General features: G+C 70.0%; 26 protein-coding genes. 7 read left to right on the top strand and 19 right to left on the bottom strand.

The window, feature by feature from the left end:
• Positions 1-30 precede the first annotated feature (30 nt).
• Positions 31-759 (top strand): polyphenol oxidase family protein, encoded by a 729-nt coding sequence (locus tag KBI44_05825; GenBank protein ID MBP9143983.1) that lies wholly within the window; start codon positions 31-33, stop codon positions 757-759.
• Here KBI44_05825 and rlmN read toward each other — a convergent pair.
• Together rlmN and KBI44_05815 are read right to left on the bottom strand one after the other, a co-directional pair.
• Positions 747-1,835: a 23S rRNA (adenine(2503)-C(2))-methyltransferase RlmN gene (gene rlmN, locus KBI44_05820; GenBank protein MBP9143982.1), complete on the bottom strand. Its 1,089-nt coding sequence runs from the start codon at positions 1,833-1,835 to the stop codon at positions 747-749. The two genes, KBI44_05825 and rlmN, sit on opposite strands and share 13 nt — an antisense overlap.
• Before the next feature lie 10 nt (positions 1,836-1,845).
• On the bottom strand, positions 1,846-2,184 hold the full coding sequence (locus KBI44_05815; protein MBP9143981.1) for a hypothetical protein: 339 nt from the start codon (positions 2,182-2,184) through the stop codon (positions 1,846-1,848).
• An 89-nt stretch (positions 2,185-2,273) separates the two neighbouring features.
• Here KBI44_05815 and KBI44_05810 point away from each other — a divergent pair, with 89 nt between their 5' ends.
• Both KBI44_05810 and KBI44_05805 read left to right on the top strand, forming a co-directional pair.
• Positions 2,274-3,239, top strand: a complete 966-nt coding sequence (locus KBI44_05810; protein MBP9143980.1) for a phosphotransferase — start codon at positions 2,274-2,276, stop codon at positions 3,237-3,239.
• Positions 3,240-3,307: 68 nt separating this feature from the next.
• The gene (locus tag KBI44_05805) at positions 3,308-3,484 is read left to right on the top strand and encodes a twin-arginine translocase TatA/TatE family subunit (protein ID MBP9143979.1); all 177 of its coding nucleotides are present in this window, start codon (positions 3,308-3,310) and stop codon (positions 3,482-3,484) included.
• On the opposite strand, the gene KBI44_05800 is transcribed toward KBI44_05805, so the two are convergent.
• From KBI44_05800 to KBI44_05770, 7 genes are all read right to left on the bottom strand, one after another.
• A complete protein-coding gene (locus KBI44_05800) occupies positions 3,481-4,209 on the bottom strand; it encodes a lytic transglycosylase domain-containing protein (GenBank protein ID MBP9143978.1) in 729 nt (242 codons plus the stop codon). The two genes, KBI44_05805 and KBI44_05800, sit on opposite strands and share 4 nt — an antisense overlap.
• Before the next feature lie 156 nt (positions 4,210-4,365).
• A complete protein-coding gene (locus KBI44_05795; protein MBP9143977.1) occupies positions 4,366-4,647 on the bottom strand; it encodes a hypothetical protein in 282 nt (93 codons plus the stop codon).
• A gap of 120 nt (positions 4,648-4,767) precedes the next feature.
• On the bottom strand, positions 4,768-5,952 hold the full coding sequence (locus KBI44_05790) for a LysM peptidoglycan-binding domain-containing protein (GenBank protein ID MBP9143976.1): 1,185 nt from the start codon (positions 5,950-5,952) through the stop codon (positions 4,768-4,770).
• Positions 5,953-6,152: 200 nt separating this feature from the next.
• Positions 6,153-6,971, bottom strand: coding sequence for a tol-pal system protein YbgF (gene ybgF, locus KBI44_05785; protein MBP9143975.1), 819 nt, complete (start codon positions 6,969-6,971; stop codon positions 6,153-6,155).
• A 2-nt stretch (positions 6,972-6,973) separates the two neighbouring features.
• A complete protein-coding gene (gene bamD, locus KBI44_05780) occupies positions 6,974-7,741 on the bottom strand; it encodes an outer membrane protein assembly factor BamD (GenBank protein MBP9143974.1) in 768 nt (255 codons plus the stop codon).
• The gene (rpe, locus tag KBI44_05775) at positions 7,738-8,400 is read right to left on the bottom strand and encodes a ribulose-phosphate 3-epimerase (GenBank protein ID MBP9143973.1); all 663 of its coding nucleotides are present in this window, start codon (positions 8,398-8,400) and stop codon (positions 7,738-7,740) included. The genes bamD and rpe overlap by 4 nt, the downstream gene beginning before the upstream one ends.
• A complete protein-coding gene (locus tag KBI44_05770) occupies positions 8,397-9,128 on the bottom strand; it encodes a PASTA domain-containing protein (GenBank protein MBP9143972.1) in 732 nt (243 codons plus the stop codon). The genes rpe and KBI44_05770 overlap by 4 nt, the downstream gene beginning before the upstream one ends.
• Positions 9,129-9,207: 79 nt before the next feature.
• Between KBI44_05770 and KBI44_05765 the strand changes: the two genes are divergently transcribed.
• Positions 9,208-10,101: a deoxyribonuclease IV gene (locus KBI44_05765; GenBank protein MBP9143971.1), complete on the top strand. Its 894-nt coding sequence runs from the start codon at positions 9,208-9,210 to the stop codon at positions 10,099-10,101.
• A 355-nt stretch (positions 10,102-10,456) separates the two neighbouring features.
• Here the strand turns inward: KBI44_05765 and rseP are convergent, their stop codons facing one another.
• Genes rseP through truA form a run of 5 tightly spaced genes read right to left on the bottom strand, consistent with a single transcriptional unit; the run spans position 10,457 to position 15,552 of the window.
• Complete coding sequence (rseP, locus tag KBI44_05760; protein ID MBP9143970.1) at positions 10,457-11,758, bottom strand: RIP metalloprotease RseP; 1,302 nt, start codon at positions 11,756-11,758, stop codon at positions 10,457-10,459.
• A gap of 19 nt (positions 11,759-11,777) precedes the next feature.
• Complete coding sequence (locus KBI44_05755) at positions 11,778-12,938, bottom strand: 1-deoxy-D-xylulose-5-phosphate reductoisomerase (protein ID MBP9143969.1); 1,161 nt, start codon at positions 12,936-12,938, stop codon at positions 11,778-11,780.
• A complete protein-coding gene (locus KBI44_05750) occupies positions 12,938-13,768 on the bottom strand; it encodes a phosphatidate cytidylyltransferase (GenBank protein ID MBP9143968.1) in 831 nt (276 codons plus the stop codon). The genes KBI44_05755 and KBI44_05750 overlap by 1 nt, the downstream gene beginning before the upstream one ends.
• A gap of 23 nt (positions 13,769-13,791) precedes the next feature.
• Positions 13,792-14,697 carry a di-trans,poly-cis-decaprenylcistransferase gene (uppS, locus tag KBI44_05745; protein ID MBP9143967.1) on the bottom strand — a complete coding sequence of 302 codons (906 nt, stop codon included), beginning with the start codon at positions 14,695-14,697 and terminating at the stop codon, positions 13,792-13,794.
• A 48-nt stretch (positions 14,698-14,745) separates the two neighbouring features.
• Positions 14,746-15,552 carry a tRNA pseudouridine(38-40) synthase TruA gene (truA, locus tag KBI44_05740; protein MBP9143966.1) on the bottom strand — a complete coding sequence of 269 codons (807 nt, stop codon included), beginning with the start codon at positions 15,550-15,552 and terminating at the stop codon, positions 14,746-14,748.
• Positions 15,553-15,830: 278 nt separating this feature from the next.
• Between truA and KBI44_05735 the strand changes: the two genes are divergently transcribed.
• Positions 15,831-16,388, top strand: coding sequence for a GNAT family N-acetyltransferase (locus KBI44_05735; GenBank protein MBP9143965.1), 558 nt, complete (start codon positions 15,831-15,833; stop codon positions 16,386-16,388).
• Positions 16,389-16,404: 16 nt separating this feature from the next.
• On the opposite strand, the gene KBI44_05730 is transcribed toward KBI44_05735, so the two are convergent.
• Positions 16,405-18,603: a UvrD-helicase domain-containing protein gene (locus KBI44_05730; GenBank protein ID MBP9143964.1), complete on the bottom strand. Its 2,199-nt coding sequence runs from the start codon at positions 18,601-18,603 to the stop codon at positions 16,405-16,407.
• 179 nt (positions 18,604-18,782) lie between these two features.
• Between KBI44_05730 and KBI44_05725 the strand changes: the two genes are divergently transcribed.
• Positions 18,783-20,543 (top strand): hypothetical protein, encoded by a 1,761-nt coding sequence (locus KBI44_05725; protein MBP9143963.1) that lies wholly within the window; start codon positions 18,783-18,785, stop codon positions 20,541-20,543.
• Here the strand turns inward: KBI44_05725 and thiO are convergent.
• Complete coding sequence (gene thiO, locus KBI44_05720) at positions 20,519-21,646, bottom strand: glycine oxidase ThiO (protein MBP9143962.1); 1,128 nt, start codon at positions 21,644-21,646, stop codon at positions 20,519-20,521. The genes KBI44_05725 and thiO overlap by 25 nt on opposite strands.
• 155 nt (positions 21,647-21,801) lie before the next feature.
• On the opposite strand from thiO, the gene KBI44_05715 reads away from it, so the two are divergent.
• Positions 21,802-23,253 carry a DUF2867 domain-containing protein gene (locus KBI44_05715; GenBank protein ID MBP9143961.1) on the top strand — a complete coding sequence of 484 codons (1,452 nt, stop codon included), beginning with the start codon at positions 21,802-21,804 and terminating at the stop codon, positions 23,251-23,253.
• 10 nt (positions 23,254-23,263) lie between these two features.
• On the opposite strand, the gene KBI44_05710 is transcribed toward KBI44_05715, so the two are convergent.
• From KBI44_05710 to KBI44_05700, 3 genes are all read right to left on the bottom strand, one after another.
• Entirely contained in the window at positions 23,264-23,683 is a 420-nt protein-coding gene (locus KBI44_05710; GenBank protein ID MBP9143960.1) for a response regulator transcription factor, read from the bottom strand.
• Positions 23,684-23,828: 145 nt separating this feature from the next.
• The gene (locus KBI44_05705) at positions 23,829-24,776 is read right to left on the bottom strand and encodes a hypothetical protein (protein MBP9143959.1); all 948 of its coding nucleotides are present in this window, start codon (positions 24,774-24,776) and stop codon (positions 23,829-23,831) included.
• Positions 24,773-24,978: ASPIC/UnbV domain-containing protein (locus KBI44_05700; GenBank protein ID MBP9143958.1), on the bottom strand; the 206-nt coding region annotated here is incomplete at its 5' end. The genes KBI44_05700 and KBI44_05705, both read right to left, overlap by 4 nt.

Genomic DNA, 24,978 nt, shown 5'->3' with positions numbered 1-24,978 from the left:
CGCAGCGTTCGAAGTGGCTAGAATCGCGCGATGGGAGAGGCCGATCGCAACGGTGGGCGCCGCTTCGCGGTCGAGCCGGAATGCGTCGCTGGAATCCCCGGCTGGCGCGACAGCTCACCTTCGGCGGAGGTTCGGTTCGTCGGGCGCAGCGCCGACCGCGGGCGCGGAGCGACACTCCCCGCGGCCTGGGTCGGAGCAAACCGTCGCGCGGCCCGAATGCGCCAGGTTCACGGCGCGACCGTTCTCGCCGCGCACGCCGGTTCCTGCGGCGAGGGGGACGCTCTGGAGACCACCGAGGCCGGCCTCGTGCTGGTCGTCGTCACCGCCGACTGCGTGCCGATCCTGCTCGCCGGGAGCGGTCGCGTCGCCGCCGTTCACGCCGGCTGGCGGGGCTTCGTGGGCGGCATCATCTCGGCGGCGTTGGCGGGGTTCGACGACCCCGGCCGGGTCGTCGCCTGGATCGGTCCGGCGATCGGCCCCTGCTGCTACGAGGTAGGAGACGAGGTGGCGGATGCGGTCGTCGCCCGAAGCTCGGAGGCCGTGCGTTCCCCCGGACCGCGCGGCCGGCCGCACCTCGACCTGCAGCTCGCGGCCGCGGCGGAGCTCGCCCGCGGCGGCGTCGCACAAGTGCGAACGCTCGCCGCCTGCACCGCGTGCCACCCTGGGACACTCGAGAGCTATCGCCGCGAGGGCAAAGCCGCGGGCCGCAATCTGAGCCTGATCTGGCGGAGGGACGGCGAGTCGGATCAGGAGGTCTGACGACTGCCGCCGCCGGGACGCACCGTCTGGGCGCGGGGCGGCCGGGCGAAGGCGCGGAGCTGGCCGCAGGCGGCACCGACATCTTCCCCCCGGGTGCGGCGAACCGTCGCCGTCAGGTTGCGCGCCATGAGTGTCTCCTGGAAGCGGGTCACGACCGTGTCGTCCGGGCGCTCGAATCGGTCGCCGAGCACCGGATCGGCGTTGAACGGGATGAGGTTGACCTTGACCGGTATCTTGCGCAGCAGCTGGGCGAGCGCGACGGCGTCGGCGGAACGATCGTTGAAGCCGGCGAGCAGGATGTACTCGACGGTGATCCGGCGCCGCGGTTCGAGCGGAAACCGGCGCAGCGCGTCGAGCAGGTCCGCCAACGGATAGCTGCGGTTGATCGGCATGATCTCGCTGCGCCGCGCGTCGTCGGGCGCATGCAGAGAGATGGCGAGGTTGGGGCGGCGCTCCCAGGTTCCGATTGCGTCGATACCCGGTATCACCCCGGCGGTCGAGACGGTCATCCGTCGCCAGGAGATACGCTCGGAGAGCAGTCGCAGCGCGGTGTGCACTGCCGGAAGATTCAGCAGCGGCTCGCCCATGCCCATGAAGACGAGATTCAGGGTGTCGGGAAGTTCCTGGAGCCTGCGCACGAGCTGGACCTGGCCGACGATCTCGCCCGCCGAGAGATTCCTTCCCGCTCCCCAGTATCCCGTCACGCAGAAGGCGCAGGCGAGTCCGCACCCGGCCTGACTCGAAATGCAGAGCGTTCGCCGCTTGGTGTCCGGAATGTCGACGGTCTCGATCGAAGCGCCGTCGCGCAGGCGGAGGAGAAACTTCGTCGTGCCGTCGGCCCCGGCCTGCCGCGAGGCGACCTCGGGGAGCCCGAGCGAGAACTTTGAGCAGAGCTCGCGGCGCAGCGCGAGCGAGAGGTTGGTCATCTCGGAGAAGTCGGTGACGCCGCGCAGGTAGAGCGCGTCGTAGATCTGGTCGATCTGAAAGGAACGCGTGACGAGCGCGCCCAGACGCTCGCCGAGTCCCGGACGATCGAGTCCGACGAGCGGCTCGGGGGTGGAGTCGTCCACGGTCACGCTCTGGACTCTACTTGCGTGCGCGGCTCTTGCGCGTCGGATCGATCCCGAGTGCCCGCAGGAGGGTGAGGTCTTCGCTGTTGATGCGGAATGCTGGCTCCTTCACGCCGGTCTCGGCACGGTTCCCGGTCCTTGCCGGCACGAGGGTATTGCAGGGGTCGCGGTCGGCGGCAGGATCGGCAGTCGTGGATTCGGGGGCGCCGGCCGGCTGACAGTCGAGAAACAGCTGCAGCGTATAACCTTCGCTGTGCATCCGATGCAGCGTGCGATGGACCTCGGCCGATTCCGAGATCGCCTCGAGAAGCGCGCGCTCCAGTTCGCGCATGAAGGTGCGGCGTCGCTCGTCCATTCAGGTAACGATCCTCTCCGAATCGGGTTGGATTATCGGGCGCGCCAGAAAGCGCTGTCAAACGGATGCTTGTGCTACCTTTCCGGCCCGTGAACGCAAAGGATCTCGACGACTGGCTGGACGAGCTGGGAATCGGCGCGCGCAGCTCCACCGCGCTCGCGGGCGACCTCTCGCAGCGGCGCTACTTCCGGATCGTCCTCGAAGGGGGCGCTTCGCTGCTCGCGGCGTACTACCCCGAAAGCCTCCGCGCGACGATGGCGCGCTTCGTCGCCGCGCGGACGCTTCTCGCCGATGCCGGGGTGCGCGTGCCGGAGATTCGCGGGTCGAGCCCCGGGCGCGGCTGGATGCTGGTCGAGGATCTGGGCGCCGCGACACTGTTCGAGGTCGGCGACCGCAGCGCGGACGAGCAGACCGCCGGTTTCGTCGCCGCGGCGCAGAGCGCGGAGCGGATCGCCGGGCTGGACCCGGGCGAGGTGGCACGCCTCGGGTGCCCCCCCCTCGACGGCGCCTTGCTGCGCCGCGAGCTCGAGCCGACGTTCGAGTTCCTGTTCGATCCCGCAGGCCTCACGGCGCTTCCCGGAGCGCGGCGCGATTTTCGCGCCGCGCTCGACGAGCTCTGCGCGCGCCTCGGGGGCGATCCGCTCGTGCCCTGCCACCGCGACTACATGGCGCGCAATCTCATGCCTGTGGTGGAGGGCGTCGCGGTCATCGACTTCCAGGATCTTCGGCTGGGGCCCCCCGCCTACGATCTGGCCTCGCTGCTGAACGACAGCTTCTTCCCCGATCCGGCCCGCGAGGCGGCGATCCTGCCGCACCGCTGGCGAGGCAGCCCGGGGCACGAGGCTTACTCGCGGGCGGTCGTGCAGCGCACGCTCAAGGCCGCGGGCACGTTCGCGCGCTTCGCGGCGCAAGGCAATCCGCGGCACGTACCGCTGATCGCGCCGACCCTGGCGCGCGCCCTGCCGCATCTCGAGCTTTTGCCGGAGACGGCCGCGAGCGTCCCCCCGTTGCGCGGGTGGTGGGCCACCGGGCCCGCTTCCGGGCGCTTCTGCTAAAGTGAAAGCAGTTGACCGGCGCGCGGCGAACGCTTCGTCGCGCGCTCGGCATCGAGGAGGTTCCCGCGATGGGATCGCTCGGAGTTCCTGAGTTGCTGGTGATTTTCGTCATCCTCGTGCTGCTGTTCGGCGCCTCGAAGATCCCGCAGTTGGGCAAGGGACTCGGCGAGGCGATCAAGAACTTCAAGAAGGGCCTCAAGGGCGACGAAGACGGAACCGACTCCGAGACCGGGAAACGGGCCTAGGAGCCGAGCCGGGTTTCCGGCCGCGTCCGCGGCAGACTGCCCGCAGATGACGCGGAGGAAGACCCGGCGGAGGTCGCGGCGCCAGCTTCCCGCTGGTGCTCGCTGTAGAGCTTGAGCACCCGGCCGACATAGGCCTCGGTTTCACGGTAGGGCGGAAATCCACCGAATCGATCGATCGTTCCAGGGCCGGCGTGATACGCCGCCAGCGCGAGCTCCAGGTCGCCGTCGTAGCGCTTGCGCAGATCGCGCAGATAACGCGCCCCCAGATTCAGGTTCACCGCCGGGTCGAGCGGGTCGATCGGGGCGATCGCCGGATCGAGCGGGGCGAAATGCAGCGGCATGAGCTGCATGAGACCGAGGGCGCCCTTGACGGAGACGGCGTCGGCGCGAAAGCTCGATTCCGCCTCGACGATCGAAGCGAGCAGAAGCGAATCCAGTTCGTAGCGCTGCGCGGCGCCGCGGATCTCGCGTCCGAATGGCAACCCATCGAGGTAGAGATCCGAGGCTGGACGGCTGCGCTCGCCGCGCGGATTCAGATGGAACTGGTCGGAGCTCGCGGGGCGAGCGGGCGGCACAGTCGCCGCGGCGAGATCCAGACCGGCAGGGCGGGCGAAGATCGTGTCGAGGTCGAGCGAGTAACCGGTCGGGGGCACCGGAACCGACGGCAGACTCGAGGTGGAGGTCAGGAACAGCAAAGTGATCGAAGCGCTGGCACTCCAGATCATGCGGCGGGTCAATCGTCTGAATGGAGATGTGGGCATGAGTCGCCTCCGTGTGGAACGGGCAGGCGCGGCCGGTAATGGCCACGAATGGGCCGCTTCCCGCGAGGGGAGCGGCCATGGTTCATGTCGTGTGTGGTTGGTTTTTTCGGGTGTTTCGGGTCAGACCTTGGGGAACTGTCGCCGCAAGCCGACGCGGGGAGTGGAGGCCTTCCCCTTGCCTTCGGTGCCGCTGATGCCCAAGTGAGAAACCTTGTTGCGCAGGGTGTTGCGATGGACTCCGAGGCTGCGCGCCGAGCGACAGTAGTTCCAGTCGTTGGACCGCAGGGAGGCCGTGATGAACTGCCGTTCGAATTCCTGACGAGCCTGCTCCAGGGTGAGTCCCTGGCTTACCAACTCATCGACGATCTGGTTGAGTCTGCCGTTGTAGTTTTGTCGGTTCACAGCTGATTCACCCTGCGAGAGCGGGAAATCTATCGCAAATCGTCCCTGCCCGCAAGCCGACACCCCCCCGCCGGTCCGGCAGTCAGCGGGGCGACGGGCGGGCGGCAGCCGCGGCGGCACTCACTTGCGCTCGAGACGATCTCCGACATAGACCGGATAGCGCGACTCGAGAATCTTGGCGACCGCCGTGTGGGCCCGCACGGACAGGACCGCGAGCTCGCCCAGAACGACCGGCGGATGCGCCGGGCGGTTCATGCGGTAGATCGTGAAGATGTCGCCGGGCAGGACCTCGTCGTCCTCGCCGCGGTCGATGAAGACCAGATGGTCCTGCCCCAGGGTCACGAGATCGACCGGCGAGGAGACGATCACCGCCGCGCTCGCCAGAGCCTCGGCGCTCGCCGGCTCACTGGCTGGTCGCGTCGGGCTGCGCCGCGCAAGCGGCACGGGCTCCTGTTCGAAGGGCTTGAGCGCCATTCCGACGAGGATGCCGTCGCAGCTCTGGGTGATCTCGGCGATCGCCGAGTTCTCCTGCACGGAGAGCACGCGGATGCGGCCGGCGTAGCTGTACTGGCGGCCGAGCTCGTCGTTCGAGACCGGATGCCGGACGATCCTGCCGCTGCCGACCGCGGTGAACTGCATGCCCGCAGAGAGGCCGGCTGCCCGGCCGCCGTCGATGTAGATGATGTCGCCCGCGGTCAGCTTGTACTTGACGGCATCGACAGTCCCGTAGAGCCCTTCGACCTGGCCGTAGACCGGGTTCTTGAGCTGCGGCGAGAGCACCTGGTACTCGGACCCGATCACCGAGTAGCCGAAGACCTCGTCCGGCGCGCCGATGAAACCCGAACAGTAGATGTCATCCTGGCTGCCGAGCGGCACCGGAACGGATCCTTTACCGGCCGGAGCGACGCCGCGAATCGTCGCCGCTGCGCCCGTGCCCGCCGGACTCCCGTCCGCCGCCGAGGCTTCCGCCTCGGCTCCCTCGCCCATCCCGGCCACCTCTTCGGTCGCTCCTTCATCGGTCGCCACGGCTCCGACCGCCTCCGCCCCCGAGACCGAGAGGTCGAGGATCAGGGGGTCGCCGGGGTAGATCCAGTGGGCGTCGCGAACATACTGGTTCTTCTCCCAGATTTGCGGCCAGAGATAGGGATTGCCGAGATTCGTCGCCGCGAGACCCCAGAAGGTATCTCCCGGCACGACGATGTGGACTCTTGCGCCCTCGGGCGTCGGCGGCGGATCCCAGGCCGTCCAGTGTCCGTTCACCAGCTTGAGGTTGGCCGGCGGGGTGTCCGCCGCCTCCAAAGCCACGCCAGCGAATACGACAGTACCGAGCAGCGCGAATACCGTTAGATGGCGGTTTGCCACGGGTCGACCTCCAGAAGCCGTTTCCAGCTGGCGCGTTGCGTCCAAGACTTGCCCGAAGGGTACTCGCGGGTGTGCACAGTGTCAAGTGCTTTCTCCACGGAACCCACGTATCCTCTTGAGGTTAGCTGCGCGCCGGAACTGCCCTAGCGGGGGCCGAGCCGTTGCCGCGCAGTGTCAGCTGCGGTGGTCTCGGGAAAGCGCTCCAGGAGCTCGCGGTAAACCGTCGCCGCCGACTCCGGGTCGCCGAGCTCGGCGAGGCAGAATCCGACCTTGAGCAGGGCGTCCGGAATCTTGTTGCCCTCGGGGTAATTCTCGACGACGGCCCGGAACCCGGCGAGCGCGAGGGCGGTGTCCATCCGCCGCAGCGCCGATTCGGCGAGCCAGAACTGGGCGTTGTCCGCCAGGTCGGAGACCGGATTCGCGACGAGAAACCGGGTGAACCCCGCTTCGGCCTCTGCGGAGCGCCCCTGCTCGAGCAGCTCCAGGCTGCGCTCGTAGAGGCCGGCGCTCGACGCATCGGCGGGAAGGGCAGTCGCCGACGTCGCGGCAGGGGCAGGGACGGGGCTGCCCGGCTCCTCGGCGGCCGCAGTTGGCTCAACGGGGAGCTCGAGGTCGCTCTGTTCGATCTCCTGGCGCTCCCCGATTCCGGGAACGGGCGCCATTTCGACGGCCTCCAGACCCGAAGGCGGCGGGACCGCGCGAGGAGCCGCTTCCGGCGCCTCCGGTCGCCGCAACTGCGCGACTTCGCGACCGAGCCGATCGACCTCGGCTTGAAGGGCGGCGTTTCGCCCCTGCTCCTGGGCGAGCTGCGATTCGAGGCGGGTAATGCGCTCTTCCCGTTCCTGGGCCTGGGCCGCACCCCGATCCTCGCGGCTCCAGTAGGGCCCGCTGCCCGCGCAGCCGCCCGCCATCACCAGCAGGGTCGCGGCGCAAAGGCGGGCGAGCCTCCGACGGGTCTTCAAGGTCAGCCCTGCTTCGAGGCTTTCCGGACGTAGCGACTCTCGGGGTGCTCTTCCCGCAGCCGGGCGAACGTCGTCGCGGCGTCCTCCGGGCGGGCCAGGTCGATATAGGCGAGGCCGAGGTAGTAGAGCGCGGCGTCGGTACCGGAGTAGCCCGGAAAGTTCTTGAGCAGGCCTTCGATGCGGGCCACCGTGGCTCCCGGAACGCCGTAGCGCTGGTAGAACCGTCCGACGACGAACTCGTGCTCGGCCAGCCGGTCGATCACGATCACCAGCTCGGCGCGGGCCTTCTCGGCGTATTCGCTGGTCGGATAGAGGCGGATCAGCTCTTCGAGCGCCTCCCGCGCCTTGACCGTCGCCGCCTGGTCGCGGTCGGCGCGCTCGATCCGACGTGCGAGAGACGAAGCGATCTGGAACTGCACGTACGCGGCGCGGTCACTGGTCGGGAAGCGGTTCTGGAAGTCCCGGTACTTGGCCTCCGCCTGGATCAGGTCGGCCGTGCTGCCGGTGAGGGAGTAGCAGTCCGCGACCATCAGCAGGGCCTCGCGGCCCGAGCTCGAATTGGGCTCGACTTCGAAGGCGTGCGAAAAATAGGGCCGCGCCTTCTCGAACTTCTCGAGCTCGAACAGCCGCTTGCCCTCGGCCAGCGATTCGGCGGCTGACAGCCGGAGGATCGGGTCGTTCTGAATGTTCGACTTGCAGGAAACCGCCAGGACCGAGAGGACCGGGACGATGGCCAGCGCCGTGAGCCGCCGGATCAGATTTGAGTTCAAGCGCTACCCTCCGCGAGCTTTCGCAGCTGCTGTTGTGCGGCGACCGGATCGGGGGCGCCAAAAACCGCCGATCCTGCCACCAGCGTGCGCACCCCGGCTTCGGCCACGGAGCGGATGTTGGCGGGCCCGATGCCCCCGTCGATCTCCAGGAAGAGGTCGAGTCGGCGCGCCAGGATCGACGAATGCAAGCGCCGCGCCTTGTCCAGCACGTAAGGCAGGAACGCCTGACCGCCGAATCCCGGATTGACCGACATGAGGAGCACGAAGTCGGCCGACGGCAGGATATCGGAAAGGAGCTCGACCGGCGTCGCCGGGTTGAGCGCGATCCCCGCCTGGGCGCCGCCTTCCCGGATCTGGGCGAGCAGGCGGTCGAGGTGGGTCGCGGCCTCCCAGTGAACGCTGATCCGGTCAGCCCCGGCCTTCAGGAAATCGCCCAGGAGACGCTCCGGATTGGCGACCATCAGGTGGACGTCGAGCGGCAAACGGGTGTGGCGGCGCAGCGCCGCGACCACCGGGACACCGATCGTCAGGTTGGGCACGAAATGCCCGTCCATGACATCCACATGGAGAACGTCGGCCCCGCCGGCCTCGCAGATCCGGGCAGCGCCGGCGAGATCCGCGAGGTCGGAAGCGAGGAGAGAAGGGGCGATTTCGATCACGGCAGGGCTCCCTGGGCGGCGGCGACGACGAGCGAGATGACGTCCCGCCGACGGAGCGGGTGCCCCGGCAGGGGATTCTGGCGCAGGATCGTGCCGTCCGAGATGCCTTCGTAGGGCTCGAACTTGACCGCGCCGATGCGGAAGCCGCCGCCCTCGAAGTAGTTGCGCACCGGTTCGTAGCGCCGATAGACCAGATCCGGCATGACGAAGGTGTCGGCCGGAGCGTCCAGCGCAACCAGCAGGTCGATCCGGGTGCCGGCGGGGACGCTCGCTCCGGGAGGCGGGTCCTGGCCGACGATCGTTCCGGGCTCACCCGCTGAGCTCGCGATCGAGAGCGTGTCGCCGAGCACGAGCCCCTCGGACTGGACAGTGAGCTGGGCAGCGCTCATCGCCTTGCCGGCGAGATTCGGCACACTGGCCTGCCGCACTCCCAGGGAGAGCACGACTTCCACCGCGCTGCCGCGCTTGACGAAGCCGCCGGCGCGGGGACGGGTCTCGATGACCCGGCCCTCAGCGACCTCGGCGTTCCAGCGCCCGGCGGGTTCGGCGGCGCGGAAGAGCAGACCCTGGTCCACCAGCAGACGGGAGGCCTCCTCGGCGGTGAGGCCGGCGAGCTCCGGCACGGTCATCGCCCCCCGCCGAACGAACAGGTTGAACGAGAGATAGGCCGTGGCGCCGAAAACCGCCAGCAGCACGACTCCCCAGAGCAGACTTTGTACGAGCCGCACGAAACGCCCAGCCACGGTGAGCGCAGTCTAGCAGGCGCCCGCCGATCGAACCGAGGTGCCTTGCAGCTAGAGTGGGGTCATGAAGACGACAGAGAATCGGGGACAGTCCCCAAAGAAGCGGGGACAGTCCCCGCTTCTCGGCGCGCACGTCTCGGTAGCCGGGGGGCTCGCCGAAGGCGTGCGGCGGGGCACCGATCTGGCCTGCGAGGCGCTCCAGATCTTCGTCAAGAGCCCGAGCCAGTGGCAGAGCAAAGCGCTGCTGCCGGAGGACGCCCTGGCCTTTCGCACCGCGCACGCAGCGAGCGCGATCGGGCCGGTCGTCGCGCACGCGGCCTATCTCATCAACCTCGCTGCACCCGATCCGCAGATCCTGGCGAAGTCGCGCGCCGCCCTCGCCGACGAGCTGCGTCGTTGTGCGGCGCTCGGTGTCCCGGCGCTGGTGGTGCACCCCGGGGCGCACCTCGGAACCGGGGTCGAGGAGGGCCTGACGGCCATTGCCCGGTCGCTCGATGCCGTGGACGCCGGGCTCGGCGACTGCCCCACCCGTGTGTTGCTCGAGATCACGGCCGGGCAGGGGACGGTACTGGGCAGCCGGCTCGAGCATCTGGGGGCGATCCGGTCGCGCGCCGCGAGCCGGGATCGGCTGGGCATCTGCCTCGACACCTGTCATGCCTTCGCCGCCGGCTACGCCATCGACAGCGCTGCCGGCTGGGACGACTTCCTGGCCGAGCTCGACGCTCATCTCGGATTCGACCTCGTCGGCGGGGTCCACCTGAACGATTCGGTCGGAGCGTTGGGGTCGCACAAGGACCGCCACGCCAACCTCGGAGAAGGCTGTCTCGGGGTCGAGCCGTTCCGACGTCTGCTTGCCGAGCCCCGTCTGCGCCACGCACCGATGATCCTCGAGACGCCGTTCGGGGACGACGAGCTCGGGCACGCGCGCGACCTCGCGATCCTGCGCGGTTTGATCTAGGTAGGCATTCGGGGACACATTGCGGCCGCTCGAACTCCGTGGCGGCCAGCGGGATCTCCAGCCGCTATGTGTCCCCTCCCGTCGAGCAGCGGTGCGGGGGCACTCCGGCACTCGGGAACCCAGGGCGGGCTCCTATTTGAAGCGTGGTCGCCCACCCTGGGTTCCCGAGCGCCAGAGCGCCCCTGGTCGGCAGCTCTTCTTTCCGGTGAAAGTTGGGGACATATTGCGGCCGCTCAGGCGCTTCGGCGGCCCACGGGCGCCGAAGCCGCTATGTGTCCCCGGAAACGCCGGGAAGCTGGCCAGACAGGACCCCGGGCAAGAGGCCTGTCGGGCGCCGAGTTGAAAACGCGCGGAACTACTTGCCGAGCAGGTTCTTGGAGAGATCGAAGTAGAGAACGGTGACCATCAAGAGCACCACTAGCGCGAGCCCCACCTGGGCGATGCGCTCCTTGACGGCCATGGAGAGATCGCGGCGCATCACGCTCTCGATCAGCAGGATGGTGATCTGACCGCCGTCGAGCACCGGGATCGGGAAGAGATTCAACAGTCCGATGGAGAGGCTCAGAACCCCCATCAGATAGAGCAGGTTCTTGAACCCGGTGCGCGCCGCGGCGCCGGACTGGGCGGCGATCTCGATCGGCCCTGCGAGCGCGCTCTTCGCCGCCACTTCGCGCTTGAAGATCTTGCCGATGACCGCCAGCGTCTGCTTGGCAATGTCGTAGTTGAAGCGCACGCTTTCGCGCAGCGCCGCGAGCGGTGGATAGCGCTGCGCGACGGTCAGCCGCACGCCGATGCGCCCCTTGCCGCCCTGATCCGCCGGCACCACGGAGAGGTGGGTGAGCGCGCCGGCGCGCAGGACCTCCACCACGACCGCCGTCCCGGTGTGTTTCTCGATGTAGTCCACGAAGTCGGCGGGGCTTCCCAGGGGGCGCCCATCGAGGCTTCGCACTTCGTCACCGAGGCGGAATCCGGCGGCCTCGGCGGGCCCGCCGGCGACGATGTCGCCGATCCGCGGCAGCAGCTTCGGGTAGATGCCGGCGTCGCCGAAGTCGAAGTCCGCGGGCTTCTCGGGCGTGACGCGGACCTTGCTGCGCTCGCCATCGCGTTCGATCTCGAACTCGAGAGGCTTGCCGATGCCGGTGAGGACGGTGAACGCCACGTCCTGCCAGCGGCTCACTTTCTGGCCGTCGATGGCGACGATCTCGTCGCCGGCCAGGAGGCCGGCATCGGCGCCCGGCGAGTCCGGCTCGACCGTGCCGATGACCGACGGCACGCTCTGCAGCGCCGGCACCTCGATGCCCACCATGAACAGCCCGGCGATCAGCAGAATCGAGAGCACGCCGTTCATCAGTGGGCCGGCGAGATAGACCAGGATGCGCTGCCAGCGCGGCTGGTTGAGGAAGTCGCGCGGGTCGTCGGTCGATTCCCCGGGTTCTTCGCCCGAGAGCTTGACGTAGCCGCCGAGGGGCACCAGCGAGACCTTGTACTCGGTTTCGCCGATCTGCCAGCCGAACAGGCGCTTCCCGAAGCCGAGAGAGAAGGCGAGCACCTTCATTCCAAAGGCCTTGGCGACCAGGAGGTGGCCGGCTTCGTGGACGAAGATGATGACGCCTAGGGCGAAGATGAAGGCGGCGGTATTGGATAGGAGGTGGAGCATGGGGCGCTGGAGACTATCTCTACCGCGAGCGCTTGGAAAGCGCCCCGGCGGCGCGCTCGCGTCCCCAGCGATCCCACTCGAGGGCCGCTTCGAGGTCGGCGACCCCCGCCGGGCGATGGCTCTCGAGGACGTCCGAGATGATGGCGAGGATGTCGGTGTAGCCGATCCGGCCGTCCAGGAAGGCGTGGACGGCCACCTCGTTGGCGGCGTTCAGGACGGCCGGCGCACTCTCGCCCGCGGCGAGCGCTGCGCGCGCCATCTGGACCGCCGGGAAGCGCCGGTTGTCGAGCGGCAGGAACTCGAGCGTGCCGAGCTCGGCGAGCGCGAGGCGCGGGAACTCGTTCGGCCAACGTTCGGGATAGGCGAGCGCGTATTGAATCGGGAAGATCATGTCGTTGACCGAGAGCTGCGCCATCCAGGAGCCGTCGCGGAACTCGACCATGGAGTGCACCAGGGAGCGCGGGTGGATGACGACGTCGATCGCCTCGGGCGGGACGCCGAACAGGTGCGACGCTTCGATGAGCTCGAGCCCCTTGTTGACCAGGGTCGCGGAGTCGATGCTGATCTTGGCGCCCATCGACCAGGTCGGATGCCGCAGCGCCTCCTCTCTGCCGATGGACGCGAAGGTCGCCGGATCGCGATGCAGGAACGGTCCACCGGAGGCCGTCAGGACGAGCCGCCGAACCTCCGTGCGGGTGCCGCAACGCAGAGCCTGGTGAAGGGCGACGTGCTCGCTGTCGATCGGCACGATCTCGACGCCGTTGGCGTGCGCGAGGTCGGTCAGCAGCCGGCCGGCGACGACCAGCGACTCCTTGTTGGCCAGGGCGACCGACTTGCCCGCCGCGAGCGCCGCGGCGACCGGAGGAAGGCCCGCGGCCCCGACGATGGCCGCCACGACCTTGTCGACCGCGGGGTGCGTGGCGGCGGCGACGAGGGCCTCGGGCCCGGCGGCGATCTCGACTCCGGGAGGCAGCTCCGGCCGGATGTCGCGCGCTACCTTCGGGTCGACGACCGCGATGAGCCGCGGGCGAAACTCCCGTGCCAGCGCGAGCAGCGCCTCGGGATTCCTGCCCAGGGCGCCGATGGTCGAGATCGCGAGGCGCCCGGGATGATGCCGGACGACCTCGACCGTGGAGTCGCCGATCGAGCCGGTGGCGCCGAGCAGCGCGAGGCGCTGAATCATCGCGTGAGCTCGACGCGAGCCGCCCAGAGCGCGAGGAGCATGACCGGTGCCGCGAGGAACATGGCATCGAAGCGGTCGAACATACCGCCGTGCCCGGGCAGGATGGCGCCAGAATCCTTGACGTTCGCGGCTCGTTTGACCAGCGATTCGACGAGATCGCCGAACTGGCTCGCGATCGCCGTCACCAGGCCGACGGCGAGGAGCGCCGGATCGACGGCCCCCTGCCGCCAGAGCGACCAGATGGCGGTCGCAGCGAGCGAGGTCGCGAGCCCGGCGATGGCCCCCTCCCACGACTTCTTCGGAGAGACGACCGGCGCCAGGCGGTGCCTTCCCCAGGTCGAGCCGACGTAGTAGGCGGCGGTGTCGCCGAGCCAGACGATAGCGAGCAGCAGGAAGAAGATCCATGGGTCGCGCTGCTGCAGGAGGACGAGACTCGCAACCGGCGCGGCGAAGTAGAGCGTGGCCCAGCCCAGGATGGCCGACGCCGGCACCGCCTGCTCGATCGGTGTGCGGGTGACGAGGACCGCCACCGGCGGCACGATCGCGATCGCGGCCGCGAGCGCCAGCAGCCAGTGCGCGTCGAGCCGCGAGCCCTGGGCGAGGCCGCTCGCAAGCGCCCGCTCGACCGCCACCGCAGCGAGCGGGGCGGTGACCAAGAGGAGGCGCCAGGGGGCCTGCGGCGCGAGCGGCCGCACCATGGCCAGGAACTCGATCGCCGCCCACTCGAAGACCACCAGCAGCAGGAGGAGGAAGGCCCACTCGGGAAAGCGGAAGACGGCGAAGAGGGCGGCAGGCACGCCGATGGCGGCCGTGAGGAGACGTTTCATCGATGGCTTCCGCTCTTTCGGTGTCAGCTCGGGTTGGAGGTCTGCGCGGTGGCGGCGGAGGGATTCGGCGTCGCCGCCTCCCCGGAGCGCTCGCTGCGTTCTGCGCCGGCGACGCTGCCATCCCTGCCATCGCTGCGGCCGTTCTCCGCGGCCGGGCCGGGGGGGGCATCGAGGCCTCCGAAACGGCGTTCGCGTCCCTGGAAGGTGACGATCGCCTCGAGGAGATGGCGCAGCCGGAAGTCGGGCCAGAGGGTCGCAGTGACGACGATCTCGGAGTAGGCGATCTGCCAGAGCAGAAAGTTCGATACCCGCATCTCGCCCGAGGTCCGGATGAGCAGATCGGGGTCCGGCTGCCCGGCGGTCTCGAGCGCGCCCGAAAGCGTGGCCTCGTCGAGCTCGATCGCTTCCCCCGCCGCTCGCCGGTCGAGGAGCCTCCGGCAGGCGTCCACGATTTCGCAGCGGCCCGAGTAGTTGAGCGCGATGTTGAACACCATGCGCCTGCCCCCGGCGGTCCGGGCGAGCGCCTCCTCGAGAGTGGCGACGACCGACGGGTCGAGCTCGCGCCAGCGGCCCACGATGTGCAGCCGGATGTCGTTGTCGACCAGAGTGCGGATCTCGCGCCGGAGAAACTCCTTGAGGAGGTTCATGAGCGTCCAGACCTCGTGCCGCGGCCGCTTCCAGTTCTCGATCGAGAAGGCGTAGAGGGTCAGGACCTCGACCCCCAGGCGGGCGGCGCTCTCGACGGTTTCGCGCACCGCCTGAACGCCGGCGCGGTGACCCTCGATGCGCGGCAGGAAGCGTTTGCCGGCCCAGCGTCCGTTGCCGTCCATGATGATGGCGACGTGGCGCGGCAACCGGCTGCGGTCGACCTGACGCAGCAGGGTCTCTTCCAGCGATCCGGGTTCTACCCGCAGCAGCGGCTCGGACATTCGATCCAAGCTACCACAGCGTGTGGTCGCCGGACCCTCGCGCCGGCCCTATCCCCCGGCCCGGTAGTCGATCCGTTCGAGCGTCAGTCCGTGCGCCGGGGCGGTCGGTCCGGCGGCGCCGCGGTCGCCGCCCTCGAGCAGCGCCGCGAGGCCGTCCGGGGAGCGCTGGCCGAGGGCGACCTCGAGCAGGGTGCCGACGAGGCTCCGCACCATGCCGCGCAGAAAGCCGTCGCCCGTAATTCGCAGCGTGAGGCCGGAGTCCTCCTCCTCCCAGGCGGCCCGCAAGAGCGTGCGCACGGGGGAGCGGTGGCTGCCACCGGCGAGAGCGAAGCAGGAGAAGTCGTGCCTCCCCGGCAGGCGCAGCGTCGCTGCCTGCAAGCGTTCGAGGTCGAGCCGAGCGGGGACGGCGAGAACGAACGGCGCGAGCGCCGGCGGCAAGAAGCGTCCCGGCCGGATGCGGTAGGCGTACTCCTTGGCGGTTGCCGAGAAGCGGGCGTGGAAGCCCTCGGGCGCCACTCGCGCGGCGAGAATCCGGATGCCGGCCGGCAGCAGGTGATTGGTGCCGTGGACCAGCCCCCGGAGCGAGAACGGCCGGCCGAGATCGACGTGCGCCACCTGGGCACGGGCGTGGACGCCGGCATCGGTCCGGCTCGCACCGACCACGGCGACCTCTTCGCCGACGAGCTCCCCGACCGCAGCCTCGACGCGCGCCTGCACGGTGTCGGCGTTCGGCTGGCGCTGCCAGCCGCCGTAGCCGGCGCCGACGTAGGCGATGTCGAGGCGATAGCGCAGGTGACCCTCCGGCACCGCGTGGTCGCGGGGACGGTCGTCGACGAAGGGCGGCAGACTCGGCACCGCCGGATCATCCCTCACTCTCGGCCGGGGACACATAGCGGCTTCGCTGTCCGTGGGCCGCCCAAGCTCCCGAGCGGCCGCAATATGTCCCCAACTTTCGCCGGTCAGGGGCGCTCGGGGAAAAATTGGTGACAGTTTCCAATTTCCAGACTCACCGTGGCGGGGTCTTCGCGCCCAACTACAGGAAATTGGTAACTGTCACCAATTTTTCCTGGATTCCCGAGTGCCGGAGTGCCCCCACCACCGAAGCCGAACGCGCGCTTGGATAGGATCTCCCCATGGTGGCCAACCGCGAACCCCGTCAACGCCGCGTGGCCCTGCGTGCGGCGCTGCCCGGCGATGCCGGGAGTCTCTTCGCCTGGCGGGCGGAGGAGTCGGTGCGGCGCCACCAGCCGCTGCAGGAGTCGTCCGTCGGCGAGCTGCGGGCGGACCTCGCGCGCCAGCGCATGGAGGATCTCTACCGCGGGCGGGGGGAGCGCTTCCAGTGGATCGTTCTGGTCGACGGCGAGTCCGCCGGCTGGATCACGCTCGCGATCCTCTCCTGGGAGCACGGCCTGGCCGAGATCGGCTACGCCCTGGCCACCGAGTATCAGGGGATGCGTCTGATGTCGGAAGCGCTCGGTCAGCTCCTCCCGGAGCTCTTCGTGGCGGTCGGCATCGAGCGTCTCGAAGCCCGCTGCTCGGTCGAGAACGAGCGCTCGGCGAGCGTCCTCGAGGGGCTCGGATTTCTCCGCGAAGGGCGTCTGCGCAGCTACTTCTCGCTCCACGGCAGCCGGATCGACAACTACCTCTACGCCCTGCTGCGCGAAGAGTTCCTGGCGCGCACCGCGCACTGAGCCGGCACTTGCCGCGCTAGAGCAGCTCGAGCGTGGCGTAGCGGGCGATCAGCTTCTTCTTGCCGGCGCGCTCGAAGAAGATCGTGAACTTGGCGTCGTCGCCCTCGCCCTCGAGCTCGAGCACCACGCCCTGGCCGAGGGTCGGATGGCGGACGCGGCTGCCGCGCTTGGGGCCGCGAGTGCCGGCGGCCGGCAGAGGGGGGGCGGCCGCCGGCCGGCCGTAGAACTCCTCGATCGGCCGAGTGCGCTCCGTCTGGTAGATCCGGGGGCTCGCGGAAGCCTGAAGGAGGCTCTCCGGCACCTCGGCGAGGAGCGGCGACTCGCGCTGGTCCTGGTAGACGCCGGCGATCCGGCGGCGCCGGCAGCAGGAGAGGTGGAGGCGCTCCTTGGCCCGCGTCATGCCGACGTAGAAGAGCCGCCGTTCCTCCTCGAGGTCTTCGCTCTTGCCCTGGGAATTCCAGTGTGGCAGGAGGCCGTCCTCGAGACCGGGCAGGAAGATGACCGGAAACTCGAGACCCTTGGCGCTGTGCAGCGTCATCAGGCTGACGCCGCGCTCGCCGTCCCAGGCGTCGAGGTCGGAGACCAGGGCGACGTGATCGAGGAAAGCGGTGAGAAGGTCCTCGTCCTCGCCGCTGCCGTAGCTCTTCGACTCGGTGAAGTTCTGTGCCGCCGAGAGGAACTCGCGGATGTTCTCGAGCTTGGCCTGCTCCTCCTCGTTGTCGCGCCGGAACATGTCGGTGAAGCCGGTCTTCGCCAGCAGCTCGTCGAGGAGCGCCGGCAGCGGGAGCTCCTCGGCGGTCGCGCGAAGCTCGTGGATGAGCGCCCGAAAAGCGCGCAGCGCGGTCGTGGCGCGAGCCGGGAAACTCTCGAGCGGATCGACCTCGAGAACGTCCCAGAGAGTGGCGCCGAGCTTCGCCGCCCGCTCGTCGAGCATGGCGGCGGTGGTCTTGCCGATGCCGCGCGGCGGAACGTTGAGAATCCGCGACAGCGAGAAGCTGTCGCGCGGATTGCGCAGCAGGCGGAGATAGGCGACCAGGTCCTTGATCTCGGCGCGCTCGTAGAAGCGCACTCCGCCGACCATGGTGTACGGAATCCGGTGGCGGAAGAACTCGTCCTCGAAAGCTCGCGTCTGGGCGTTGGTGCGCACCAGGATCGCCATGTCCGAGAGCGCGTGCTGGCCGCGCAGGCGGGTCAGGGTTTCGACCACCCAGGCCGCCTCCTCGAGCTCGTCGCCGGCGCGATGAAGGGCGATCGGCTGGCCGCGGCCCGCGGCCGTCCAGAGCTTCTTGCCCCGCCGCAGCTGATTGTTCGAGACCACGGCGTTGGCGGCATCCAGGATGATGCCGGTCGAGCGGTAGTTGCGCTCGAGCTTGCGCACCGCGGCGCCGGGAAAGTGGCGCTCGAACTCGAGGATGTGCGTGAGGTCAGCGCCGCGCCAGCGATAGATGCCCTGGTCCTCGTCGCCGACGGCGGTCAGGTTGCCGTTCGCCCCGGCGAGCTCGGAGACCAGGGTGAGCTGCGCCTGGTTGGTGTCCTGGAACTCGTCGACCAGCAGGTAGCGGGTGCGCTGCCGCAGGCGGTCGGCGATCTCCTTGTGCTCGGTGAAGAGCTTCACCGCGAGGCTCATCATGTCGTCGAAGTCGACGCCCGAGGCCTGTGCGACCAGAGACTGGTAGCGGCGGTAAACGCGCGCCACGCGCTGCTCGAAGAAGTCCTTCGCTTCACGTTCGTATTGAGCCGGCGAGAGCAGGCGGTTCTTGGCGCCCGAGATCGCCGCGAGGATCGTGCGCGGCGGGAAGCTCGTCTCCGACACCCCTTCGGCGGCCATCGCCTGAACCACCAGGCGCTTCTGGTCGTCGGTATCGAGGATCGCGAAATCGCGCGGCAACCCGACGCGCTCGCCGTAACGGCGCAGCAGCGTCAGGGCGTAGCGGTGAAAGGTGCCGACGAAAGTCGGCAGGGGAAAGACGTTGACCAGCCGCTCGACGCGGTCGCGCATCTCGCCCGCCGCCTTGTTGGTGAAGGTGACGGCGACGATCGAGGCCGGGTCGACACCGCGCTCCTGCACGAGCCAGGCGACGCGATAGGTGATGACGCGGGTCTTCCCGGAGCCGGCGCCGGCGAGGACGAGCTGCGGCCCATCCCCGTGGGTGATGGCGGCGAACTGATCCGGATTGAGCTCTTTGGCGAAATCGATGGGGGTAGCAGTCGGCATTCGCCGCCACTTTACCAGCCGGTGCCTTCATCGGTCCGGACCGCGCGCCGGCGGGAGTCGACCCCTCGAACCTCGTCCTGCAAGGGTTCGGTCCCACGATGGTCAGAGCCCGCAGCTCACGAAAGTGAGTATTGCCTCCGGCGGGGGCTTGCCTAGGATTCACCTCCAGGAGGTGTTCCATGCGCCGACACTGCGCTCTTCTCGCCCTTCTCTCTATCGCGTCCTGCCTCGCCGCCGTTGCCCAGGGTCACGCCAACGGCTCGCTGGCGGGCACCGGGGAGTCTCGGACGGCCCCGATCCTCGACAACCTCGGCGACCACCATCGCACGATCTCCACCTACCTGCCCGCGGCGCAGCGCTATTTCGACCAGGGGTTGCGGCTGATGTTCGCCTTCAACGTCGAGGAGGCCGAGCGGGCGTTCCGGGCCGCGGTGGAGATCGACCCCACTTGCGCCATGTGCAACTGGGGAGTCGCCATGGCGCTGGGGCCGCACATCAACTTCCCGGCGACGCCGGAGCGCACCGTGGCGGCCGCCGCCGCGGCGGCGGAGGGGCTGCGACGCGCCGGGTCGGCGACGCCGGTCGAACGCGCGCTCATCCAGGCGGTCACCCGGCGCTACAGTGACCCTGCGCCCGCGACGCCCGAAGGCCAGGCGGCACTCGACCTGGCGTACGCCGACGCGATGCGCGCCGTGGCGAAGTCTCACCCGAACGATGTCGACGTCGCCTATCTCGCCGCCGAGGCGCTCCTCAACCTGCATCCCTGGGATCTCTACACGACCGGCGGCGAGCCCAAGGAGTGGACCCCGGAGATCGTGGCGCTGCTCGAGGGCGCGCTCGCGAAAGCGCCGGATCATGCCGGTCTCTGCCATCTCTATATTCACGCGGTCGAGGCGTCGAAGACTCCCGAGCGCGCGGTGGCGGCGGCGGAGCGCCTGCGCACGCGAATGCCGGGCGCCGGCCACCTCGTGCACATGCCGTCGCACATCTTCCAGCGCGTCGGTCGCTACGCCGACTCGGCGCTCGCCAACGAGCGCGCGGTGGCCGCCGACGGCGCCTACCTGCCCAGAGCCGGGAACTTCATGATCTATCCGATGTATGCCGCGCACAATCATCAGTTCCTCTGGTTCGCGGCGCAGATGGAGGGCAGGAGCGCGACAGCCTACGGCGCCGCTCGCGACACCGCGGCGCGCCTGCCGGCCGAGATGCTGCGCGCCATGCCGGGCTACGACGGCTGGCTCGCCTACCCGGTCTGGACGCTGGTGCGCTTCGGGCGCTGGCAGGGGGTCCTCGCCGAGCCGATGCCGCCCGCCGAGTTCGCTTACGCCACGGCGGTGACCCACGTGGCGCGCGCCATCGCCCAGGCGCGTCTCGGCAACCTCGAGGAGTCCGGGAAGGAGAGCGCCGAGGCCGAACGCCTATATGCCCTTCTGCCAGCGGAGGCGTTCCAGGGTTTCAATCCGGTGACCGCCCTGGCGCAGATCGCGCGCAGCCTGGCCGCCGCCGAACTGGCGCGCGCGCGCGGCGACTGGGACGCCGCAGTCGCGAAGCTCGCGGAAGCCGTGACGGTCGAAGACGGGCTGCGCTACAACGAGCCGAGCGATTGGTACTTCCCGGTGCGTCACATGCTCGGCCCGCTGCTGCTCGAGGCCAGTCGGAACGAGGCAGCGGAGGCGCACTTCCGCGCCGACCTCGAGCGCAACCCGGAGAACGGCTGGGCGCTCACCGGCCTCGCCGCGGCGCTGCGCCGGCAGGGCAAGGAGATCCAGGCCGCAGCCGTCGACCGCCGGCTGGCCTTTTCTTGGTCGCGCGCCGATCTCGAGCTCGACCGCCTCGCCGCGCCGCAGCGCATGGAGCGGGCCTTCGCCGCCGCCAGCGCCGGCGGCGCCCGCGGCGCAGGAATGTCGGGCGGCGCTCAGCCGAGCCGGGCCGCCGAGTAGGGCGTGAGGTCGAGCTCCGGCGCCGCGCCGAGGAGGCACGCGGCGACGAGATCGGCGCTCGCCGGCGCCAGCAGGATGCCGTGGCGGTGGTGTCCGGTCGAGTAGAAGAGGCCGGGCACCGCGCCCGGACCGAGGACGGGAAGCCCGTCCGCGGTGGCCGGTCGGAAGTTCGACCACGACTCGAGGTAGGGCGCCGTGGCGAGGCGGGGAGCGGTCTCCACGGCCATCCCGAGAATGTGCAGCAGGCCGCCGGCGGTCACGGCCTTCTCGAAGCCGGCCTCTTCCATCGTCGAGCCGCAGAGCACGCGCCCGTCGGGTCGCGGTACCAGATAGCCCTTGGGTGAGAAGACCACACGCGAGGCGATCGCAGGGGCCGCAGGGACCGGTGGTCCCGGCGCACGACCTTCGAGGACGACCATCTGGCCGCGTACCGGGCGCACGGCGCCAGCGGGGAGGCCACTGCCTTCGACGAGGCCCGCCCAGGCGCCCGCGGCGAGCAGTACGGCGCCGGCGGGGATGTGTCCCGAGTCGTGGTCGACGCCGGCGACCCGGCCCCGCTCGATCGTGATGCGCCGCACCCGACCAGTGACGAAGCGGGCCCCGGCGCCGGCCGCCGCGAGGGCGAGCGCGCGCAGCAGCGGTTTCGGATCGAGGCACGCTTCGCCCCGGAAGAGAAAGCCACCCTGGACACTCGCGGCAAGAGCTGGTTCGAGGGCGCAGAGACCCGGCCCGTCGAGCCACTCGGCGGCGACGCCGAGGGCGACCAGCCGCGGCAGGTCGGCGCGCCAGGCCGCTGCTTCGGCGGCGCTGAAAACGATGCGCAGCGTGCCGTTGGCGCGGAAGAAGAGGTCGATCCCGGTCGCCGCCTCGAGCTCCTCGACGAAGCGCGGCCAGCGGCGCATCGAATCCTGGGCCAGGGTGAGGAGAGGTCCGCCGTGCTGGGCCTCGACGCCGGGCGAGAGGATCCCTGCCGCGGCACTCGACGCCTCGGCTCCGGGAACGCTGCGTTCGAGGACCGTCACCCGCGCGCCCGCCCGGGCGAGGCGCAGGGCGGTGGCGCAGCCGTGGATTCCGGCGCCGATCACGACGATGTCGGTGGTCATTTCCTGTCTCCGTTCGAGCTGCGCCCTGTCCGCCACGACGATAGCGGTTCCGCCCGGCGCCCTTCCCTGCCCGGCGAGGCAGTATGCTCTGGATCCGATCTCTCGCGCACCTGGGACCGATCGGTCCGGACGCCTCCGCGGAGCGTACTCTCCACATGACGAATCCTCAGCGGATCCTGGTCACCGGTGCCACCGGCTATGTCGGCGGCCGGCTGGTGCCGCGCCTGCTCGAGGCGGGCTTCGCAGTGCGCTGTCTGGCGCGCGACCCCGGGCGGCTCGAGGGGCGGCCGTGGCGCGGGCGGGTCGAGGTCGTGGGCGGCGATGCGATGGTGCCCGCGACCCTGGTGCCGGCGCTCGCCGGCGTCGATGTCGCCTACTACCTGATCCACAGTCTCGGGACGGGCGAGGAGTTCGCCCGGCGCGATCGCGAGGCCGCCGCGGCGTTCGGCGCCGCAGCGCGCGCCGCCGGTGTCCGGCGCATCGTCTATCTCGGCGGGCTGGGCGACCCGGAGACGGCGCTCTCGCACCATCTGCGGTCGCGCCAGGAGACCGGCGCGGCGCTCGGCGAGGCGGGGGTGCCGGTGACCGAGCTGCGGGCCGGAGTCGTGGTCGGTTCGGGGAGCCTGTCGTTCGAGATGATCCGCTACCTCGCCGAGCGCGTGCCGGTGATGATCTGCCCGCGCTGGGTCTTCACCCGCACCCAGCCGATCGCGATCCGCAACGTCCTCGACTATCTAGTCGCCGCGCTCACGACTCCGGAGAGCGCCGGCGAGGTGATCGAGATCGGTGGCGCCGACGTCGTCACCTACGGCGAGATGATGACCGGTTATGCCGCCGAGCGCGGGCTGCGGCGCTGGCTCCTGCCGGTGCCCGTGCTGACCCCGCGGCTCTCCTCGTTCTGGGTCCATCTGGTGACGCCGATTCCGGCGGCGATCGCGCGGCCGCTCATCGACGGCTTGAAGAACGAGGTCGTGGTGCGAGACACGACGGCGCGCCGGCTCTTTCCGGGAATCGTCCCGGTCGGCTACCCCGAAGCGGTGCGCCGCGCCCTGGCGAAGCTCGACGCCGGCGAGGTCGAGACCAGTTGGAGCGACGCCCTGGCCTCGAGTCAGGGAGACCGCCCGGTGGTGCGGCTGGAGAACCGCGAAGGGATGATCCTCGAGCGCCGCGAGCTGCGCGTCGCCGCGCCTGCGGAAAGGGTCTTCGCGTCGGTGCTGCAGCTGGGCGGCCGCCGCGGCTGGCTCTTCATGGACTGGACCTGGCGTGTGCGCGGTGCCATCGATCGCCTGGTGGGGGGCGTCGGCATGCGGCGTGGCCGGCGCGATCCCGACGATTTGCGGCCGGGCGACGCGCTCGATTTCTGGCGCGTCGAGACGGTGGAGGCGCCGACGCTCCTGCGCCTGCGCGCCGAGATGAAGGTGCCGGGCCGCGCCTGGCTGCAGTTCGAGATCCGCGAAGCCGACGGCTCGACCGTTCTGGCACAGACCGCTTTCTTCGCGCCCAAAGGCCTCGCGGGCCTGCTCTACTGGTACGCCCTCTACCCCGTGCACGCCCTGATCTTCAGCGGCCTCGTGCGCCGGCTCGCCGGGCGCGCCGAAGCCGGCTGAGGCGCGCCCGTCAGATCCAGCCGCCCCGAAGCGCCTTGCCGACCGCCTCCGAGCGGGTATGGACCTCGAGCTTCTCGTAGAGATTGCGGATGTGCTTGCGCACCGTGTTCACGGAGATGCCGAGTGCATCGCCGGCGGTCAACGGATCTCGCCTCCGGGTCCCAGGCGGGCCCTGGCCGCGTCGACAAAGGACTGAATCTCCTCGTCGGCGAAGCCGGCAGACTCGCGGTGCGTCCACGCCCAGTCCATGATGCGTGCGCCACTGTAGGGTTCCCGGTCGACGACCTCGGTGAGGTACGCCTGCAGGAGTCGGGCGGTTCTGGGAAAGACATGGAAGTGAATCTGCGGCACCGCCTCGCCGAACTTGAGAATGTAGATTCTCTCGGGCTGGAGAATCTGCTGCAGGAGGGCCTCGGCCCGCACGAGACATCGCATGAGATCGGCGGCCTGGTCCGGGGTGAATCCGTCGAGCGACGTGCACTCGTTGCGGCTCGCGACGATGAGATGACCCGGCACGCGCGTGTCCGATGCCTGACGGGTCGTGAAGTGCGTGGATTCGTGGATCAGGTTCCCGTTCATCTCTTCTCCCCGGGGATCGCGGCCTCGGAGGCGCGCAGGCGGTTGCGCAGCTCCGGGTCGTCAGGACGGGCTTCGAGCGCCTTGCGGAAGGCCTTCGCCGCGGCGGCAGCGTCGCCGGCCTGGAGGGCCCGTTGTCCCTCGAGGTCCCAGGCCGTGGCGCCGACGCGTCGGGCGCGCACCTCGTCGGCGAGCGGATCGAGCGGCACGATACCGACCCGCCCGGCCAGCGCGAGATGACGGTCGGCCGCCGCGACATCGCCGAGCGCACGATAGGAGAGCGCCAGCGGATAGTGCAGTCGAGTTGCGCCCGGAGCTCCGGCGAGGGCGCGCGACAGCTGGTCGACCGCGGCGCGATCGTCGCCTTCGAGCGCCGCCTGCTCGCCGAGGAGGGCGAGCAGGGCCGGATCGTTGGGTGAGTGCGCGAGGGCGACCGCGAGCAGGGCTTTCGTCTGCGCAAAGTCGCCGAGTTCCTGTGCGACGCGCGCCTGACGCAGCAGCGCGGGGTAATACGGCCGTCGCGAGAAGGCCTCGGCGAACGCGTCCCCGGCCTCCTCCAGGCGCTGCTCCTCGATGAGCGCCAGCCCGCGCAGGTGCGGCCAGCGGAAGTCGTCCGGCTGAAGGTCGGCGGCATTGGCGTAGCAGACCTGGGCGGCGGCCGGGAAACCGTGGGCATGGAAGAGCCGGCCGAGCTCGCCGTGCGCCTCCCCGTCCGACGTCCCGGTGGCGAGCGTTGTGGAGGCGCGCTGCAACGCCTGCCGAACCGCTGGCTCGAGGCCGGCGAGGTTGGGCCATGGCACCGTCCGGAGCGGCGCGCGTGACGCCTCGCGGGTGGCGGCAGCGGGTGACTGCGCAGCACCCGCCGCGGGCGCTGGCTGCGCCGCGACGGCCGCCGGTGTGAGCAGCCCGAGAGCGCAGAGCAGCGTCTGGATGCCTCGCCGTGTCACCGGCGTCCGGGCGGCCCTGGGGGCACGGTGGCAGGAGGAGGTGCGCCGGTCGTCGCTTCCCCGATCCGTCCCTGACCGCGCCGCAAGGTGGCGTAAGCGCCCAGCGGTGGGGGCGGGAAGCGCTCCGCGCGGCCGTCGGGCCAGGTGACCTCCACCGCCTCGAGGTCGGAGCCTCCGGCCAGGCCGAAGAGCAGCCGCGGGT

The sequence above is a fragment of the Thermoanaerobaculia bacterium genome (genome assembly GCA_018057705.1).
In the GTDB taxonomy this organism is placed as follows: domain Bacteria; phylum Acidobacteriota; class Thermoanaerobaculia; order Multivoradales; family JAGPDF01; genus JAGPDF01.
This window is presented reverse-complemented; position numbering and strand designations above follow the sequence as displayed.